This is a genomic window from Leifsonia sp. PARNA 1/14, assembly GCF_055720965.1.
This window is the reverse complement of the sequence record NZ_JBVQSP010000002.1, coordinates 238,771-256,788: the sequence shown is the minus strand read 5'-3', so window position 1 is coordinate 256,788 and position 18,018 is coordinate 238,771. Positions and strand designations below refer to the sequence as shown.

Sequence of the window (18,018 nt, the reverse complement as noted above, 5' to 3'; positions counted from 1 at the left end):
GAGAACCGACCCATGTCCGAGCTCGACCGACACCGCGGACCGCTGCAGGACCCGCCCATCGAGTTCCGTCCCGAGCTGCGCTGGTGGCTGGCGGAGGGCCTCCACACCGACCGCACGCTGCGGTTCGAGATCGACGCCGCGCACCGGCTCGGCTTCGGCGGCATGGAGTTCCTCGCGATGGACGAGCAGGCGATCGACCACACCCGCTACGGCTGGGGCTCCGAAGAGTGGGTGCACGACTCGCAGCTCGTCGTGGAGGAGACCACCGCGCGCGGGATGTCGGTGAGCTTCACCTCCGGGACGAACTGGTCCAACGCGAATCTGCCGACGATCGACCCCGACCATCCCGCGGCGGCGCGTGAGCTGAACTTCGTCGTGGAGGACGTGCGGGCGGGCGCGGGACGTCGCGGCGTCCTCCCGCGCATCGAGCTCGACGCCCACCGCGAGGAGAGCCTGCTGCCCGGCCACCGGATCGCGCCGAAGACGCAGGAGTTCGTGGCTGTGGTGGCCGCGCCCGTCGTCGAGGAGGGGGCCGACGGGGCAGCGCCGGTGCTCGACGCGGACGCCGTCGTCGACCTGACCTCCCAGGTCGTCGACGGCACGCTCGAATGGACGCCCGACGACGACCGCGCCTGGAAGCTCTTCGTGTTCTGGTCGCACGGCACCGGGCAGACGGCCTCCCCGTCGGCGAGCGTCAACTACACCGTCAACTACCTCGACCGCGCGGGCGTCGATGCGGTCATCGACTACTGGGGCTCTACCGTGCTCACGCCCGAACTGCGCGCGCTCATCGCCCGCAACCCGCGCGCGCAGATGTACATGGACTCGCTGGAGCTCAACACCTGGGGCGAGGGCGGCCTGTTCTGGGGTGAGTCCGTCGCGCACGAGTTCCGGGAGCGCCGCGGCTACGACGTCACGCCGTGGCTGCCGTTCCTCACCCGCAGCGTGCTCCTGATGGCCTCCGCCACCACGTACCGCTACCAGCCGACCGACGGGCAGCGGGTCACCGTCGAGAAGGTGCGCCACGACTACGTCGAGACGCTGACCGACCTGTACATCGAGAACATGCTGCGGCCGTTCGCCGCGTTCCTGCACGAGAACGGCATCCTGCTGCGCTCGGAGATCAGCTACGGGCTCCCGTTCGAGCTGACCCGCCCGGGCCCGGAGGTCGACGGCATCGAGACCGAGTCGCTCGAGTTCGGCTCGCAGATCGACGCCTACCGCCTGCTCGCGGGGCCGGCCCACCTGTTCGGCAAGCAGTACTCCTCCGAGACCGGCGCGACGACGCGCAACCACATGCTCGATCACCGGTTCTACGACCAGATCATCGCGACGCAGCTGGCAGCCGGCATCACCAAGACCGTGCTGCACGGCTGGGCGAGCACCGCAGGCGCGGAGGGCGCGACCGAATGGCCGGGACACGAGGGCATGTGGCCGGGATTCTCCGAGCGGTTCGACCTCCGCCAGCCGGCCAGCGAGTTCTACCCGCAATGGAATGCCGCGATCGGCCGCATCCAGTACCTGCTGCGTCAGGGCCGCCCGCGCATCGACGTCGGCATCCTGCGCACAGACCACTTCGTCGACAACATGTCCGGGATGTTCTTCCTCGACCAGGACGGCGGCCGCATCCCCGACGAGGTCGCCTACGGCACGATGTGGATGCGGAACCGCGAGAACCACTGGTGGCAGGACCTCGGCATGCAGGACGCCGGTTGGAGCTACGAATTCTTCGACGGCTCGCTGCTGCAGCATGACGACGTGTCGTTCGCCGACGGCGTGGTGCAGCCCGATGGGCCCGGCTACCAGGCGCTCATCGTCTACCAGGAGGCTCTGAACGCCGACGTCGCGCGCCTGCTGCTCGATCGGGCGCGGGCCGGCCTCCGCGTGCTGATCGTCAACGGCGCCCGCGAGCTGAAGCTGCTGATGACCGGCGAGCACGTCCTGAACGCGCATGCGGCCTCCCGCACCCCCGGCCTCGACGGCCGTGACGACGAGCTCGCCGCGACGATGGTCGAGCTGCGCGCGCAGCCGACGGTGGCGGAGGTCGACGACCCCGCCGAGACCGTCGCCGCGCTGCGAGGCTTGGGCGTCACCGGCCGCGCCGAGTTCGCGACCGACAACCGGAACGTGCTCGGCTACCTCCGAGAGGAGGGCGAGCTGCTGCACGTGTACCTCTACAACTTCCTCTACGAGACCGGCGAGGACACCGTCGTGGAGGTCGCTCTCCCCGGCGTCGGCGCGCCCTATCGCATCGACCCGTGGAACGGTCGCCTGGCGGAGCACCGCGGCGTGCGCATCGAGGGCGACCGCACGCTGGTGTCGGTCGCGCTCGCGCCGGGCGAGATCGCGCTCCTGATTGTCGATCGCGCGCAGCGTCCCGCCGAGTCGGCCCCGGCCTCCCGCGAGACGGTTCGCGAGGTCGCCGGCTGGAACGTCTCCGTCGAGAGCTGGGACGCCGGAGAGAACGAGCTGATCGTGGAGGACCGCGGCCTCGGATACGAGAGCCGGGAGGTGCGGCCGACGACGGCGGTGACCACGATCGCCGTCGACGGTGCCGAGCTGCGACCGTGGAGCGAACTGGCGGGCGTCGGGCCGGAGGTGTCGGGAGTGGCGGAGTACCAGGCGACGGTGGACCTCGATCGGGCCGCCGAGCCCGGTGAGCGCCTCCTGCTCGACCTCGGCTCGACGGCGGGCGGACTCGGTTCCGTGGTCGTGAACGACGGGGAGGCGCGCGGCTTCGACACGTCCCGCCCGGTCGTGGACATCACCGACGTCGCCCGCGCCGGGCGCAACACGATCGTGGTCCGGGTCGCCAGCTCGCTGAACAATCGGCTCATTGCTCGCGGCTACTACGACGACATCCCCGACATGGGCACGCTGCTGCTCGGCCGCCAGGAGGCGCACGTGACGGTGGTGCGACCGCACGGCCTCCTGGGCCCGGTGACGATCGTCAGCGAGCGCTGAGCCGGGAGCCGGTGGATGCGGCGCTCCTGAGATACTGAGCAGCACGCCGAACTGAGGAGGTGGCAGCGTGTCGGACGACCCCGACCTCTCGCCGGTCATCGAGCAGGACCCGCTCGACCTGCGGCTGTCGATCGCGTCGATCGTGCACTGGGCCGACAGCCGCGAGGTGCGGGTGCGGGTGATGGAGAAGATCGGGTTCCCGATCGACGACATCCCGATGTTCGTGGTCGTCAACCAGCTCGCCTACCGGGGCGCGCTGCGCCCGACCGACCTGGCGGCGACCCTCGGCACCGGCAAGGCCAACATCTCGAAGATCGTCCGGCGGCTGGAGGAGATCGGCCTGGTCGAGCGGGTGCCGGCACCGCGCGACGAGCGCAGCGTGCTGGTCGCCCTCACCGCCGACGGCCGCCTGCTCGGCGAGCGCATCATGGAGGTCGCCCAGGCTCAGGTCGACGAGGTCACGCTCGGCTGGGACCCCCAGGAGGTCGAGAACCTGCGCCGCTACGTCGCGCGGTTCGCGCGCCATGCGTTCGCGGGGCTGGCGATGACGCCGGGGTTGCGGGAGCGGTAGGGGTTCAGGACGCGCGCAGGCGATACGCCCGCTCGGCCGAGCGCGTGAGCACATCCTCCCGTTCGACCGGTGACAGCCCCCCGAGCAGCTCCGTCACCGTCGCCCACGTCTCCGCATACGACCCTGCCAGCGTCGACACCGGCCAGTCGCCGCCGTACAGCACGCGCGAGGCGCCGAACGCGTCGAGCGCGTGCTCGACGTACGGCCGGAGTCGCGCCGCGTCCGAACCGCCGCCGAGCGTCGTCAGGCCCGAGAGCTTGACGAACACGTTCGGATGGTGCGCGAGCTCGGTGATGAGTGATGCCCACGGCTGGGCGTCCGAAGCGCCCACCGGGGGCGTGCCGAGGTGGTCGATGACCAACCGCAGCGACGGCAGCTCGCCGGCCAGCGCGAGCGCGTGCTCCAGGTGCCGCGGCAGCACCCCGATCACGTCGAAGCTCAGACCGCGAGCCTCCAGCAGCCCGAGCGACGACCGCACCTCGGGTCGGCCGAGCCAGTCGGGATCCGGCTCGTCGTGGATGAGATGCCGCACGCCGACGAACGACCGGTGCGAAGTCCACTCGTCCAGCTGGCGGGAGGCCGTGGCCGGGTTGAGCAGGTCGACCCAGGCGACGACGCCCGCGATGATCGAGGAGGACACCGCGAACATGGCCGCCGAGTCCTCCACCGAGTTCGCGGCCTGCACGAGGACGACCCGGTCGACGCCTGCCCGCTCCAGCTGGGGCTGCGCCTCGGCGAACGCGAAGGTGCGGTTGATCGGCGCGACCGCGTCGGTCAGCCACGGGTACGCGACCCGCTCCGGGTCCCAGAGGTGGAGGTGGGCGTCGATGGGCACGGAGATCCTCCTTCGTCGCAGGTTGCGGTGATGGCACGATTGTGGATGCAGCGATCGTCACATATCCTATAGACAATAGGGTTCTGTTCGAAAGGCCCTCGTCCACGCGAAGAGAGTACGTCGTGACACCTGCGCAGCGCCGCCTCGCCCCGCCCACCTCCCGCACCGCCGTCGACGGCACCATCGTCAGCGCCGAGGCGTGGCTGAGCGACCTCGAGGTCGAGACCGTCCGCACCGACGCCGTGCAGTCATTCCTCAAGCAGGAGACGATCTTCGTCCGGATCCGCACCGCGGGCGGCGTGGAGGGCATCGGCTACAGCTACACGATCGGCACGGGCGGGGAGGCTGTGCTCAGCCTGCTGCGCACGTGCCTGCTCGACGTCCTCGTCGGCATGGACGCCAATCGGCCGGAGGCCGTGTGGCGTGCTCTCTTCTCGGCGACGCGGGCGACCACAGTCGGCGCGATCACGTCGCTGGCGCTCGCTGCCGTGGACACCGCCGTGTGGGATGCGCGCTGCACGGCCTCCGGGCTCCCGCTCTGGGTCGCCGCCGGCGGCTCCCGGCCGAGCATCCCGCTCTACGACACCGAGGGAGGCTGGCTGCACTTCGACACCGACGAGCTCGTCGCCCAGGCGGTCGAGTCGCAGCGACGCGGGCTGAACGGCGTGAAGATCAAGGTCGGCAAGCCGCGCGGCCACGAAGACGCCGAGCGGCTCGCCGCCGTGCGCGCCGCCGTCGGCCCAGGCATGGACATCATGGTCGACGCGAACCAGTCGATGACCGCGGCGGAGGCGATCCGCCGGGCGGCGCTGCTGGAGCCGCTGGACATCTTCTGGTTCGAGGAGCCGCTGCCGGCGGAGGACGTCACCGGCCACCGGAGGCTCGCCGAGTCGACGACGCTCCCGATCGCGGTGGGCGAGTCGATGTACTCGGTCGGGCACTTCCGCGAGTATTTGCAGGCGGGCGCGGCCTCCATCGTGCAGGTGGACGTCGCCCGGGTCGGCGGCATCACCCCGTGGCTGAAGGTCGCGCACCTAGCAGAGTCGTTCAACGTGGCGGTCGCGCCGCACTTCCTGATGGAGCTGCACGTCTCGCTGAGCTGTGCGGTGCCGAACGCGCTCTACCTCGAGCACATCCCGCAGCTCCGCGCGGTGACGAAGCGCGAGCTGGTCATCCGGGACGGCCACGGGGTCGCGCCCGACTCGCCGGGCCTCGGGATCGACTGGGACCTCGACGCGATCGACGACCGGCGGGTGGCGTGATGGCGAATCCTCCTGGTGGTCCGCAGCGCGGACCGATCGGCTACGGCGTTGCCGCGCTCGGCAACCTGTACACCGCGCGGCCGGACGACGTCTGGCCCGGAATCGTCCCCGCGGCGTGGGAGGCCGGCATCCGGTACTTCGACGTCGCACCGCACTACGGGCTGGGTCTGGCAGAGGAGCGGCTCGGCGAAGGTCTGCGCGGCCTCCCGCGCGACGAGTACGTCGTGTCGACCAAGGTCGGCCGCCTCCTGGAGCCGAACCCGGACTACCGGCCGGGCGACACCGACGTCGCGAACCTGTTCGACGTTCCGTCGACACGGCGACGCCGGTTCGACTTCACGCGCGACGGCGTGCTCCGGTCGGTCGAGGATTCACTGGCCCGTCTCGGCCTGGACCGGATCGACATCCTCTTCGTCCACGATCCCGACGAGCACGAGCGGGAGGCGCTGGAGGGCGCGTTCCCCGCGCTGGAGGAGCTGCGCTCGCAGGGCGTCATCCGGTCGTACGGCGCCGGCATGAACCAGTCGGCCATGCTGACCCGGTTCGTACGCGAGACCGAGCTCGACATCGTGATGTGCGCGGGCAGGTACACGCTGCTGGACGGAACTGCTGCCTCTGACCTGCTGCCGGCCGCCCAGGAGCGCGGGGTGGAGGTCGTGGTCGCCGCGGTCTTCAATTCGGGCATCCTCTCCACCGACCGCCCGGCCTCCGGTGCGACCTTCGACTACGGTGCCGCGCCGGGCGCCCTGCTCGAGCGCGCGGCCAGGATCGCCGACGTCGCGGGTCCGTACGGCGTCACACTGCCGCAGCTGGCTGTGCAGTTCCCGCTGCGGCATCCTGTGGTCTCCACGGTCGTGCTCGGCGCCGACAGCCCGGAGCAGATCGTCCGCAACGCCGGGCTGGCCGCCCCTGAGGTGCCCGAGGAGCTGTGGGCCGAGCTGAGCGCCGAGGGTCTGATCCCGCTCAGTGATCCTGCTCGGTGATCCTGCATCCTCTTTCCTCTATCCCACCGGCCCGCACGCCTAGGATGTGCACATGAGCATCGAACCTTCCCCCGGTGAACACTTCCTTCCCGCGCGGCGGGCGCTGGCCGACGACGTCTACGACGCCGTGCTCGGCCTGCTCATGGACCAGGTGATCGAGCCGGGAAGCCGCGCCAGCATCGACGGCATCGCCCGCCAGCTCGGCGTCTCGCCGACCCCCGTGCGCGAGGCTCTTGCACGCCTGGAGTCCGAGGGGCTCGTCGTCAAGAAGGCCCTCAAGGGCTACACTGCGGCCCCGTTGCTCGACAGCGACGGGCTCCGGGAGCTGTTCGAGATGCGGCGGCTGCTGGAGCCGTACGCCTCCCGTCACGCCGCCGGAGAGATCGATGCCGAGACACTGGACCGGCTGGAGCAGCTCTGCGAGGACATGCGCCGCAGTGGCGACGCGTCGCAGACCGGCGCCGACCGGTTCGATGACTACAAGGACTTCGCCAATCAGGACGCCGAGTTCCACCGCCTGATCGCCGCGCACTCCGGCAACGGGCTGCTGGCCGACGCGATCGTGCGGCTCCGCCCGCACATGCACCAGTACCGCATCTACTTCAAGCACGGCGTGGTCGACGAGACCTCCGGCGAGCACGAGGCCGTACTGGAGGCGCTGCGGACGGGCGATGCCGCTCGCGCGGAGCAGGCGATGCTCGACCACGTGACCAAGTCGTACGAGCGCATCTCGTCGAGCCTGGAGGAGGCGGGGGCGAAATAGTCCCGCTTCGTTCGCGGTTCGGATCCAGCAGACGCCCACGTGCCTGACCACGTGGGCGTCTTCGCGTTGGGGGCGACCCGGCTGGTGCTCTGCTTGCTATATCCAATAGGATGTTGCCTATGAGCTCCGTGATCGGCTTCGAGACCCTGGACGTGCGCTTCGAGACATCGGCGCTCCTCGACGGCTCGGATGCGATGAATCCCGACCCCGACTACTCCGCCGCCTACCTGCGCGTGAGCACCGACGCTCCGGACGGGCTGGAGGGTCACTCGTTCGTGTTCACGATCGGCCGCGGCAACGACGTGCAGGTCGCGGCGATCGAGGCGGTCGTGCACCGCGTGATCGGGCGCCAAGTGGAGGCCATCCTCGACGACCTGGGCGCGTTCTGGCGCGAGTTCGTGCACGACTCCCAGCTGCGCTGGCTCGGCCCCGAGAAGGGCGTCATGCACATGGCGATCGGCGCTGTCGTCAACGCCTTCTGGGATCTGAAGGCCAAGCGCGCCGGCCTCCCACTGTGGCAGTTGCTCGCGCGCATGACCCCCGAGGAGCTCGTCGACGTGGTCGACTTCCGCTACCTCAGCGACGCGCTGACGCGGGAGGACGCGCTCGCGATCCTGCGCGCCGCGGAGCCCGGCCGGGCCGCGCGCGAGGCCGAGCTCCTGGCGACCGGCTATCCCGGTTACACCACCACGCCCGGCTGGCTCGGCTACTCCGATGAGAAGCTGCGGCGCCTGGCGCGCGAGGCCGTCGACGAAGGCTTCCAGCAGATCAAGCTCAAGGTCGGCGACCGGCTGGAGGACGACCTCCGTCGCCTCCGGATCGCCCGCGACGAGGTCGGCCCCGACATCCGGATCGCCATCGACGCGAACCAGCGCTGGGACCGCGATCAGGCGATCGAGTGGATCCGCGCCCTCGAGCCCTTCGACCTCGCGTGGGTCGAGGAGCCGACGAGCCCCGACGACGTGCTCGCCCACGCGGCGATCGCTCGTGCCGTTGCGCCCGTGCCTATCGCGACGGGCGAGCACGGTATGAGCCGTGTGCTGTTCAAGCAGCTCCTGCAGGCCGACGCGGCCGCGATCGTGCAGATCGACTCGACGCGCGTCGCCGGCGTGAACGAGAACATCGCCATCCTGCTGCTGGCCGCGAAGTTCGGCGTGCCGGTGTGCCCGCATGCAGGTGGAGTCGGGCTCTGCGAGGCGGTGCAGCACTTCTCGATGTTCGACTTCGTCGCGGTCTCCGCCACCCAGGAGGGCCGGATGATCGAGTACACCAAGCACCTCCACGAGCACTTCGTCGCTCCCGTCGAGCTGGCCGGCGGCCGCTACCGCGCCCCGCTCGCGCCCGGCATCGGCATGGAGATGCTGCCCGAATCCCTCCACGCGCACCGATACGCCCCCGTCACCGTCCCCACTCCGTGACAGGAACGCCGAAGGGCACGTTGTTGTCACTTTTCGCCGCGAAAAGTGACAACAACGTGCCCTTCGTGGAGTGTGCGGGCGTGCAGTGCGTCAGCGGCGGGGGCGGAGGGAGTACATACCGCCGTCGACGGCGAGGATGACGCCGTTCGTGGAGGCCGACCGCGGCGACGCGAGGTAGGCGACGGCGTCCGCGACCTCCTGCGGCCGCACCAGACGGCCGCTCGGCTGGCGGGCCTCCAACGCCGCACGTTCGGCCTCGGGGTCGACCGCGCTGTCGAGCAGGCGACCCACCCACGGGGTGTCGGCCGTGCCCGGAGCGACCGCATTGACGCGGATGCCGAGCGGGAGCGAGTCGGCGGCGATCGCCAGCGTCATGGCCGAGATCGCGCCCTTGGAGGCCGAATAGAGGACGCGCTGCGGGAGGCCGGCCCACGCCGCGATGGAGCTCGTGAGCACGACGGCGGGCGAGGGCGACGCCTTCAGGTGGGGGAGGGCGTGCCGGATGGTGCGGGCGGAGCCGACGACGTTGACGTTGAGCACGCGCAGCCACTCGTCGTCGTCGTTGGCCTCCACGTCGCCCTGCGCACCGATGCCGGCGTTGGCGATCACGACGTCGAGGCGGCCGGCGTCGGCGACCACCTGCGCGATCGCGGCGCGCACGCTCTCGTCGTCGCCGATGTCGCAGCGCACGCCGGTGTGCGGCTCCGCGACCGCCGCAGCGTCGAGGTCGAGCGCGTACACGCGGGCGCCGCGGCTCGCGAGCTCGTCGGCGATGGCCTTGCCCAGGCCGGATGCTCCGCCCGTGACCGCGGCCACGAGCCCTTCGAATTCGGACAACGTCGTCTCCTCGTGGTGTTCTGCGGTGGTCAGGATGCGGCGCGCACGGTGGCGGCCTGCTCGCCGAGCCCGTCGATCCCGATCCGCACCTGGTCGCCGGCGGCGAGATAGGGGAACCGGCCCGAGAGGCCGACGCCCTCCGGGGTGCCGGTGTTGATGAGGTCGCCGGGCTCGAGCACGGTGAACTGGCTGAGCCGGTGGATGATCTCGGCGACACCGAAGATCAGGTCGGAGGTCGAGGAGTTCTGGCGGGGCTCGCCGTTCACCGTCGACCAGATCCGCAGGCCCGATCCGTCGCCCACCTCCGCGGCAGGCACGAGCCAGGGGCCCAGCGGGTTGAAGGTCTCGAAGCTCTTGCCCTTGCTCCACTGCCCGAGCGAGCGCTGCAGCTGGTACTCGCGCTCGGAGACGTCGTTCGCCACGGCGAAGCCTGCGATGTGCGCGAGCGCCTCCGCGGGCGACGACAGATAGCGGGCGCGGGTGCCGATGACGACGGCGAGCTCGACCTCCCAGTCGGTGGTGGTGGAGCCGGGAGGGAGCAGGATGTCGTCGTTCGGCCCGACGACCGTGTTGGGGTGCTTGTAGAAGACGACGATGTCGCTCGGCGGCTCGGAGCCCGACTCGCGAGCGTGAGCGGCGTAGTTCATGCCGATGCAGATGACGGCCTGCGGGCGCGCGATCGGGGCGCCGATGCGCAGTCCGGCCGCGTCGAAGCGCGGCAGCTCGCCCGCGAGTGCGGCGGTTTCGGCGCGTGCCAGCCCGTCGGAGGCGAGGAACGCGCCGTCGATGTCGGCTGTCAGCGGGCGAAGATCCCAGGTGCTCTCGCCGTCGTCGATGACCGGGATCTCAGCGCCCGCGGCGCCGAGTCGCATGAAACGCATGGGGGTCCTTTCGCCGGCGGGGCTTCCCACCGCACCCCGCCAGCCTATTACTATTTCCTATAGGAATCCAAGGTCGGCACGCCAGACGCCCAGCACGGCCAGGCGTCAGCGCCGCGTCGTGCTCGCGCGCACGACCAGCTCCGGCTGATAGCGGATGTGCCGTGGCTCCAGCGAGCGGTCCTCGGCCTCTTCGAGCAGGATCTGCACGGCGGTCTCGCCGATCAGGTGGCTGGGCTGCCGTACCGAGGTGAGCGGCACGACGGACGCACCGGCGAACAGGATGTCGTCGTAGCCGACGAGCGCGATCTGGTCGGGGACGGCCAGCGTGCCGCCGATGACCAGCGACTGCAGGAGGCCGATGGCCAGGAGGTCGTTGGCGGCGAAGACGGCGTCGGGGCGGTCGGCGGCCTCCCGCTCGGCGACCGTCTGGCCGATGCGGCGGCCCTCCAGCACGGACAGCGCGTCGCCGAACACCACCTCCAGCGTGACGTCGGGATGCCGGTCGACGACCGAGCGCGCGCCCGCGAGCCGGTCGCTCACCTGCTGGATCGCGGCCGGCCCTCCGACGAACAGCAGGCGGGTGCGACCGGTGTCGATGAGGTGCTGCGCGGCGAGGGCGCCTCCCGCGACGTCGTCGACCGAGACCGAGCTGAAGGTGCTGTCGCTGCTCTCGCGGTCCACGAGCACGACGGGGATGTCGCGGTCGCGCATCCGACGCAAGCGCGGAGCGACATCGCCGACGGGCGAGAGCAGTACCCCGCGCACGCGGAGCTCCTCGAACAGGTTGAGGTAGCCGGCCTCGCGTTCGCTGCGCTCGTCGCTGTTGCCGACGATGACTTCGTACCCTGCGGCGGCGGCGGCGTTCTCGGCTGCGGTCGCCACGTCGGTGAAGAACGGGTTGGCGCCGCTCAGCGAGATGAGGCCGATCGCCTGGCTGTGGCCGATGCGCAGCTGGCGGGCCGCCTCGTTGCGCACGTACGAGAGTTTCTCCATCGCCAGGTGCACCCGCTCGACCGTCTCGGGGGAGACGATGTCTGGCCGGTTGAGCACGTTCGACACCGTCCCGACCGACACCTGAGCCAGTGCCGCGACGTCTTTGACGCTTGCAGAAGCCATGAAGTCGCTCCCTCCCGCGGCCATGGTAACGGAAAGGTCGCTTTGAAACGAAACAATTTTCAATCCGGATCGGCAGGCGGCTTTTTGGCGGCAGAATATTCGGCCGAAAAATCCCAGGTAGACCGGTATTTGCAAACCAAGCCGATCGTTCCCTTCGGATTGAACGCGCGATTCAGTGCGCTTGTCGGGCCTCGTTACTGAATCGACACAATTTCTTCTTGACGTACTCCGCCAGAGGACTTATCTTCATGTGAAGCGTTTCAAAACACCCCACGCACCCAGGGGCGGAAACGTCCCGAATACAAGGAGGTATTTGATGTTCTCTCGCAGGACGACGACGAAGGTCGTCGCCACACTCGGCGGCATCGCCATCGCGGCGCTCGCGCTCGCCGGTTGCAGCTCGTCGGGCGGAAACTCCAACGGCCCGGTCACCATCTCGCTCCTCGCCGGCGGAAACGACCCGGCCAGCACCAAGTTCGCGAACGACCTGTCGTCGGCCTTCCACAAGGCCAACCCGAAGATCACGGTCAAGGTCGAGACCCGCCCGGCGGGAACCGACGGCGACAACCTCATCAAGACCCGCCTGTCCACGGGTGAGATGAACGACGTGTTCCTCTACAACTCGGGATCGCTCTTCCAGGCGCTGCACCCGGACACGCAGCTCCAGCCGCTCACCGACGAGCCGTGGGTGAAGGACATCACCGACGACTTCAAGAAGACCGTCAGCACCGACAAGGGCACCTACGGCGCCCCGACCGGCACGACGTTCGACGGCGGCATCATGTACAACAAGAAGGTCTACGAGAAGCTCGGCCTGCAGGTCCCCACGACCTGGAGCGAGTTCATCAGCAACAGCGAGAAGATCAAGGCCGCCGGCATCGCGCCGGTGATCCAGTCGTACGGTGACACCTGGACCAGCCAGCTGTTCGTGCTCGCCGACTTCGCCAACGTCAACGCGTCCGACCCCAAGTGGGCCGACGACTACACGGCGAACAAGTCCAACGCGAAGTACTCCAAGGAGCCGGCGCTCGCGGGCTTCACGCACACGCAGGAGATCTTCGACAAGGGTCTGATGAACAAGGACTACGCGTCGCTGACCAACGTCAACGCCCTCAAGATGCTGGCGACCGGCGCAGGCGCGCAGTACCCGATGATCACCACCGTGATCAGCAACGTGCTGCAGTCCAACCCCGATCAGATCAACGACATCGGCTACTTCGCGATCCCGAGCGACTCGGGTGAGCCGCACGCGACGGTGTGGGAGCCGGGCGGCGCCTACGTCCCGAAGACCACGACCGGGGACAAGCTGGCCGCGGCCAAGAAGCTCGTCGCCTTCATCAACTCGCCCACGGGCTGCGACATCCAGAACAGTGCAGGCACCCCCGCCGGCCCGTTCGCGATCAGCACCTGCAAGGTACCGGACAGCGCTCCCGCGCTGGTCAAGGACGAGCTGAAGTACCAGGACGACAAGAAGACGGGCCTCGCGCTCGAGTTCCTGTCGCCGATCAAGGGCCCGAACCTGGAGAAGATCCTGATCCAGGTCGGCTCGGGCATCTCCACCGGTCAGCAGGGCGCGGCTCTGTACGACCAGGATGTGAAGGCGCAGGCCCAGCAGCTCGGCATCAAGGGCTGGTGAGCCCTCGTCCGGGCCGGCGCTGAGGCGCCGGCCCGGACCCAAACACCCCAGAAGACTCGACGAGGAGCAGACAATGTCGACGGCAAGCCCCGCGACCGCCACTCAGGCGGCCGACATCATCAGCGAGGTGGGGGCCTCGCGCACCAGCAAACCCACCAAATCGCGGATGCGGTCGAACTACCCGACCTGGTTCTTCATCCCCGCGATCGCCCTGTATGTGATCTTCTTCGCGGCCCCGACGATCTCGTCGTTCTATTTCTCGCTGACGCGCTGGTCGCTGTTCGACTCGACCTTCATCGGCTTCGCGAACTATGTGCAGTTCTTCCAGGACCCGCAGCTCTACACCAGCTTCATCCACACCCTGATCTACGCCGTGCTCACCTCGGGAGCCAAGGTGATCATCGGCTTCCTGCTCGCGCTGCTGCTGACCGCCCCGATCGTCGGGCGCGGCTACCTGCGCGCTGTGGTGTTCTTCCCCGTGCTGCTGTCGACCATCGGCGTCGGCATCCTCTGGAAATCGCTGCTTGACCCGTTCCACGGAATGGTCAACGGGGTGCTCGGCTTCTTCGGCCTCCCGCAGCCCGGTTGGTTCACCGACCCCAACCTCGCGCTCTACACGATCGCCGGAGTGGACATCTGGAAGGGCGTCGGCATCGCCACGCTGATCTTCATGGCCGGCATCGTCGCCATCCCGGGCGAGTATTTCGAGGCGGCGAAGATCGACGGCGCCGGATACCTGCAGATCCTGCGCCGCATCACGATCCCGCTGAGCCGGGGCGCTGTGGCGACGGTCATCATCTTGTCGCTGATCGGCGGTCTGCGCTCCTTCGACATCATCTGGGCGACCACCGGAGGCGGGCCCGGCTTCACCAGCGACGTGCTCGCGTCGGTGATCTACAAGCAATACCAGGCCGGCTTCTTCGGCCTGTCCACAGCAGGCAACGTCGTCCTCTTCCTCGTGGTGACGATCATCATGGTGCCGCTCTCGTACTGGCTCAACAGAAAGCAGGTGGAACTGTGACCGCCGCCAAGACCCGCGCCTGGATCATCGGCGTCGTCGCGATCCTCGTCTCCGTCGTCGTCTTCCTGGTGCCGCTCGCGTTCATCGTGCTGCAGGCCTCCAAGACCCCGGACGATGCCTCGAGCCTCGCCTTCAGCTGGCCCAAGGAGTGGCAGTTCTTCCCGAACCTGGTCGCGGTGCTGCAGAGCGGCGACGGCCTGATCTGGCGGGCGTTCCTGAACTCGTTCGTCCTCACGGTCGGATCGGTGGCGCTCATCGTGATCTTCTCGGCGATGGCCGGTTATGTGCTGGCCCGCAAGCGGAGCAAGTGGGGCCCGGTGGTCAACTTCTTCGTCCTCGCCGGTCTGATTGTGCCGCCCGCCGTGGTGCCGACCATCTGGGTGCTGCAGGGCGTCGGGCTCTACAAGACCATGCCCGGCATGATCCTGATCGAGACGACGTTCGGGCTCTCCTTCTCCATCCTGCTCTTCCGGGCGTTCTTCAACACGGTGCCCAAGGAGCTCGACGAGGCCGCCGTGCTCGACGGCGCCGGCCGGGTGCGCCTGTTCTTCCAGGTCGTCCTGCCGCTGCTGCGTCCGGTGATCGTGACCGTGATCGTCGTTCAGTCGGTGTTCGTCTTCAACGACTTCGCCGGACCGCTCTACTTCCTCCCGGGCAGCGACAACGCCACGGTGCAGACCACCCTCTACACGTTCTCCGGGCAGAACCTGAGCTTCTACAACCTGCTCTTCATGGACATCCTGCTCATCACCATCCCGCCGCTGGTCGCCTACATCTTCTTCAACCGCCAGATCATCGCCGGGATCACCTCGGGCGCGGTCAAGGGCTGACGGCCACCGGCCGCACGACACCGAACCGAACACCGAACACCGAACAAACGAACACGAACGAAACGAAACCGGAGAGACGACAACCATGACTTGGCACGCCCAGATGATCGCCGCGGACGAGGACTTCGCCGGGGCTCCGCTGCTGCGCAGGGAGTTCTCGCTCGAGGACGGCCACGGCGCCGTCACCCGCGCCACCCTCACCCTCAGCGCCCAGGGGGTGGTGGAGGCCTGGCTGAACGGCCGCGCCGTCTCCGACGACGTGCTCACGCCGGGCTGGAGCAGCTACGAGTGGCGCCTGCGCTACGCGACCTACGACGTCACCGCCCTGGTGGAGGCGAGCGCCGGCGAGGGCGCAACGGTGCTCGGTATCGCGCTCGGCAAGGGCTGGTTCGGCGGCCGCCTCGGCTGGTCGGGCGGTGGCTCCTGGTACGGCGACGCGATCGGCGCCTTCGCCCAGCTGGAGGTCGAGTTCGCCGACGGCAGCACGCAGCTGGTCGTCACCGACGACAGCTGGGCCAGCGGCCCGAGCGCAGTCCTCGCGAACGACATCTACGACGGCGAGACCATCGACGCCCGCCTGCGCGACGACGCCTGGAAGAAGCCGGGCTTCTCCGGCGAGGGCTGGACCGGCGTCCACGCGCTCGAGTTCGACACCGCCAAGCTGGAACCGTACATCGGCCCGCCCGTGAAGCGCTGGGCGAGCCTCCCGGTGCAAGAGATCAGCACCTCGCCGTCGGGCAAGACGCTCGTCGACTTCGGGCAGAACCTGGTCGGCTGGATCAAGGTGCGGGTGCAGGGGCCGGCGGGTACCGAGGTGACCATCCGGCACGCGGAAGTACTCGAGCACGGTGAGCTGGGGGTACGGCCGCTGCGCACGGCGCAGGCCACCGATCGCTACATCCTCTCGGGAGGCGTGGACGAGTTCGAGCCGACCTTCACGTTCCACGGCTTCCGCTACGCCGAGGTCACCGGCTGGCCGGGCGAGTTGAAGGCGGAGGACCTGGCGGCGATCGCGGTCGGCTCCGAGTTGACCCGGATCGGCGAGTTCAGCAGTTCCGACCCGCTGCTCAACCAGTTCCACGAGAACGTGGTGTGGGGCATGCGCGGCAACTTCGTGGACGTGCCAACCGACTGCCCGCAGCGCGACGAGCGCCTCGGCTGGACCGGCGACATCGCGGCGTTCGCGCCGACCGCGGCCTACCTCTACGACGTGGAGGCGTTCCTCTCCGACTGGCTGGTGGACCTCGATCTGGAGCAGCGGCACAACGACGGCATCGTCGGCTTCGTCATCCCGGACGTGCTCAAGTACATGCCGCACCCGGAGGACTTCGGCAAGCCGAACACCACGGCCCTCTGGAGCGACGCCGCGGTCTGGGTGCCCTGGGACCTCTACGAGGCCTACGGTGACACGGCGGTGCTGGAGCGCCAGTTCGACTCGATGGCGTCGCATGTGCGTCGTGTGAAGTCGCTCCTGTCGCCGGCCGGCGTCTGGGACGGCAACTTCCAGTTCGGCGACTGGCTCGACCCGGATGCGCCGCCGGAGGACCCGGCGAAGGCCAAGGCAGACAAGGGCGTCGTCGCGACCGCGTGCGCCTACCGGTCCGCGCGGATCCTCGCCGACACCGCTGCGCTGCTCGGCCGCACGGCGGAGCAGGCGGAGTTCGAGGCGCATGCCGCCGACCTCCGCGCCGCCTTCAACCGGGAGTACGTCTCGGGTGGCGTCGTGCTGAGCGACTGCACCACGGTCTACTCGCTCGCGATCGTTTTCGGGCTGCTGGACGAAGCGGCCGAGGAGTTCGCGGGCGACCGGCTCGCCGAACTCGCGGCCGAGGCCGGCTACCGCATCTCGACCGGCTTCGCGGGCACGCCGTTCATCGCGGACGCGCTCACCCAGACCGGCCACACCGACGTCGCCTACCGGCTCCTCCTCGAGAAGGAGTGCCCGTCGTGGCTCTACCCGGTCACCATGGGCGCGACCACCGTGTGGGAGCGCTGGGACTCGATGCTGCCCGACGGCACCATCAACCCGGGTGAGATGACCTCGTTCAACCACTACGCGCTCGGTGCGGTCGCGGACTGGATGCACCGCGTCGTCGGCGGCCTCGCGCCGCTGAAGCCGGGCTACGCGTCCGTGCTCGTCGCCCCGCAGCCCGGTGGAGGCCTGACCGAGGCGGCCACGTCGCTCGAGACCCCGCACGGCCGGGCGTCGGTGCGCTGGAGTCTCGACGGCGACCTCCTGACGGTCGACGCAGAGCTGCCGGAGGGTGTGGACGGCATCCTGCGGCTGCCCGGCCGCGAAGACCAGCGGCTGAGCGGCGGACCGGTCTCGGTGACGGCGGAGATCCCGGGGTCCGTCGGCGCGGTGCGCTGACCTGAGAACGATGGGCGCGGTGGAGCTATGGGCAGCGCGAAGCGATGGTGCGACCCCAGCGCCGCGCGAGCCCGCGACCGCGGACCCCACATGCCGGCGTGCGGCGCGGATGTCTCTGCTCGACTCCGCGCCGCATGGCCTCTCGGACGATGTGTTATCTTTTGAATCGATTCAGTTTGAATCGATTCATTACGACGGAGGAGTTGACGTGGAACGGGTGTGCTTCACGATGCGGCTGAAGCCGGAGCGGGTGGCCGAGTACCTGGCCGCGCACGAGACCGTCTGGCCGGAGATGCTCGACGCGCTGAGCGAGACCGGCTGGGCGAACTACTCGCTCTTCGTCGATCAGGAGGCTGCGCTGGTCGTCGGCGTCGTGGAGACCGACGACTTCGACGCCGCGGTCGCCGCGATGAACCAGCGCGAGGTCAACGCGCGCTGGCAGGCGACCATGGCCGGCTTCTTCGCCGAGGGGGCTGCTCCCGACACCACCATGAAGCGGCTGACCGAGTACTTCCATCTTCACTGAGCGG

General features: G+C 69.2%; 15 protein-coding genes. 11 read left to right on the top strand and 4 right to left on the bottom strand.

Going from position 1 to position 18,018, the window contains the following annotated elements; genetic code table 11:
• The first annotated feature begins 12 nt into the window (after positions 1–12).
• Both AC0HS0_RS06200 and AC0HS0_RS06195 read left to right on the top strand, forming a co-directional pair.
• Entirely contained in the window at positions 13–2,964 is a 2,952-nt protein-coding gene (locus AC0HS0_RS06200; protein WP_472962504.1) for a glycosyl hydrolase, read from the top strand.
• A 67-nt stretch (positions 2,965–3,031) separates the two neighbouring features.
• Positions 3,032–3,535, top strand: a complete 504-nt coding sequence (locus AC0HS0_RS06195) for a MarR family winged helix-turn-helix transcriptional regulator (protein WP_472962503.1) — start codon at positions 3,032–3,034, stop codon at positions 3,533–3,535.
• Between the two features lie 4 nt (positions 3,536–3,539).
• Here the strand turns inward: AC0HS0_RS06195 and AC0HS0_RS06190 are convergent, their stop codons facing one another.
• Entirely contained in the window at positions 3,540–4,370 is an 831-nt protein-coding gene (locus tag AC0HS0_RS06190) for an amidohydrolase family protein (RefSeq protein WP_472962502.1), read from the bottom strand.
• A 122-nt stretch (positions 4,371–4,492) separates the two neighbouring features.
• Here AC0HS0_RS06190 and AC0HS0_RS06185 point away from each other — a divergent pair, with 122 nt between their 5' ends.
• The 4 genes from AC0HS0_RS06185 (at position 4,493) to AC0HS0_RS06170 (ending at position 8,796) form a co-directional block, all read left to right on the top strand.
• Positions 4,493–5,632, top strand: coding sequence for a mandelate racemase/muconate lactonizing enzyme family protein (locus AC0HS0_RS06185; RefSeq protein WP_472962501.1), 1,140 nt, complete (start codon positions 4,493–4,495; stop codon positions 5,630–5,632).
• On the top strand, positions 5,632–6,615 hold the full coding sequence (locus AC0HS0_RS06180) for an aldo/keto reductase (protein ID WP_472962499.1): 984 nt from the start codon (positions 5,632–5,634) through the stop codon (positions 6,613–6,615). The genes AC0HS0_RS06185 and AC0HS0_RS06180 overlap by 1 nt, the downstream gene beginning before the upstream one ends.
• A 52-nt stretch (positions 6,616–6,667) precedes the next feature.
• Positions 6,668–7,378, top strand: coding sequence for a GntR family transcriptional regulator (locus AC0HS0_RS06175; protein WP_472962498.1), 711 nt, complete (start codon positions 6,668–6,670; stop codon positions 7,376–7,378).
• A gap of 119 nt (positions 7,379–7,497) precedes the next feature.
• On the top strand, positions 7,498–8,796 hold the full coding sequence (locus AC0HS0_RS06170) for an enolase C-terminal domain-like protein (protein WP_472962497.1): 1,299 nt from the start codon (positions 7,498–7,500) through the stop codon (positions 8,794–8,796).
• 90 nt (positions 8,797–8,886) lie between these two features.
• On the opposite strand, the gene AC0HS0_RS06165 is transcribed toward AC0HS0_RS06170, so the two are convergent.
• The 3 genes from AC0HS0_RS06165 to AC0HS0_RS06155 form a co-directional block, all read right to left on the bottom strand.
• On the bottom strand, positions 8,887–9,633 hold the full coding sequence (locus tag AC0HS0_RS06165) for an SDR family NAD(P)-dependent oxidoreductase (protein WP_472962494.1): 747 nt from the start codon (positions 9,631–9,633) through the stop codon (positions 8,887–8,889).
• A 29-nt stretch (positions 9,634–9,662) separates the two neighbouring features.
• On the bottom strand, positions 9,663–10,514 hold the full coding sequence (locus AC0HS0_RS06160; protein ID WP_472962492.1) for a fumarylacetoacetate hydrolase family protein: 852 nt from the start codon (positions 10,512–10,514) through the stop codon (positions 9,663–9,665).
• Positions 10,515–10,619: 105 nt separating this feature from the next.
• Entirely contained in the window at positions 10,620–11,630 is a 1,011-nt protein-coding gene (locus AC0HS0_RS06155) for a LacI family DNA-binding transcriptional regulator (RefSeq protein WP_472962490.1), read from the bottom strand.
• Positions 11,631–11,946: 316 nt separating this feature from the next.
• On the opposite strand from AC0HS0_RS06155, the gene AC0HS0_RS06150 reads away from it, so the two are divergent.
• From AC0HS0_RS06150 to AC0HS0_RS06130, 5 genes are all read left to right on the top strand, one after another.
• Positions 11,947–13,266: an ABC transporter substrate-binding protein gene (locus tag AC0HS0_RS06150; protein WP_472962488.1), complete on the top strand. Its 1,320-nt coding sequence runs from the start codon at positions 11,947–11,949 to the stop codon at positions 13,264–13,266.
• A gap of 73 nt (positions 13,267–13,339) precedes the next feature.
• Positions 13,340–14,287: a carbohydrate ABC transporter permease gene (locus AC0HS0_RS06145; protein ID WP_472962486.1), complete on the top strand. Its 948-nt coding sequence runs from the start codon at positions 13,340–13,342 to the stop codon at positions 14,285–14,287.
• Positions 14,284–15,117: a carbohydrate ABC transporter permease gene (locus AC0HS0_RS06140; protein WP_472962485.1), complete on the top strand. Its 834-nt coding sequence runs from the start codon at positions 14,284–14,286 to the stop codon at positions 15,115–15,117. The genes AC0HS0_RS06145 and AC0HS0_RS06140 overlap by 4 nt, the downstream gene beginning before the upstream one ends.
• 85 nt (positions 15,118–15,202) lie before the next feature.
• Positions 15,203–17,488, top strand: coding sequence for an alpha-L-rhamnosidase (locus AC0HS0_RS06135; protein ID WP_472962483.1), 2,286 nt, complete (start codon positions 15,203–15,205; stop codon positions 17,486–17,488).
• A 208-nt stretch (positions 17,489–17,696) separates the two neighbouring features.
• Positions 17,697–18,014, top strand: coding sequence for an L-rhamnose mutarotase (locus AC0HS0_RS06130; protein ID WP_472962482.1), 318 nt, complete (start codon positions 17,697–17,699; stop codon positions 18,012–18,014).
• The last annotated feature ends 4 nt before the right edge of the window (positions 18,015–18,018 follow it).

Excerpts from the sequence above, each read along its gene's own strand:
- AC0HS0_RS06145 (WP_472962486.1), top strand. The coding sequence starts at position 13,340 with ATGTCGACGGCAAGCCCCGCGACCGCCACTCAGGCGGCCGACATCATC.
- AC0HS0_RS06135 (WP_472962483.1), top strand. The coding sequence starts at position 15,203 with ATGACTTGGCACGCCCAGATGATCGCCGCGGACGAGGACTTCGCCGGG.
- AC0HS0_RS06200 (WP_472962504.1), top strand. The coding sequence starts at position 13 with ATGTCCGAGCTCGACCGACACCGCGGACCGCTGCAGGACCCGCCCATC.
- AC0HS0_RS06180 (WP_472962499.1), top strand. The coding sequence starts at position 5,632 with ATGGCGAATCCTCCTGGTGGTCCGCAGCGCGGACCGATCGGCTACGGC.
- AC0HS0_RS06160 (WP_472962492.1), bottom strand. The coding sequence starts at position 10,514 with ATGCGTTTCATGCGACTCGGCGCCGCGGGCGCTGAGATCCCGGTCATC.
- AC0HS0_RS06170 (WP_472962497.1), top strand. The coding sequence starts at position 7,498 with ATGAGCTCCGTGATCGGCTTCGAGACCCTGGACGTGCGCTTCGAGACA.
- AC0HS0_RS06155 (WP_472962490.1), bottom strand. The coding sequence starts at position 11,630 with ATGGCTTCTGCAAGCGTCAAAGACGTCGCGGCACTGGCTCAGGTGTCG.
- AC0HS0_RS06175 (WP_472962498.1), top strand. The coding sequence starts at position 6,668 with ATGAGCATCGAACCTTCCCCCGGTGAACACTTCCTTCCCGCGCGGCGG.
- AC0HS0_RS06150 (WP_472962488.1), top strand. The coding sequence starts at position 11,947 with ATGTTCTCTCGCAGGACGACGACGAAGGTCGTCGCCACACTCGGCGGC.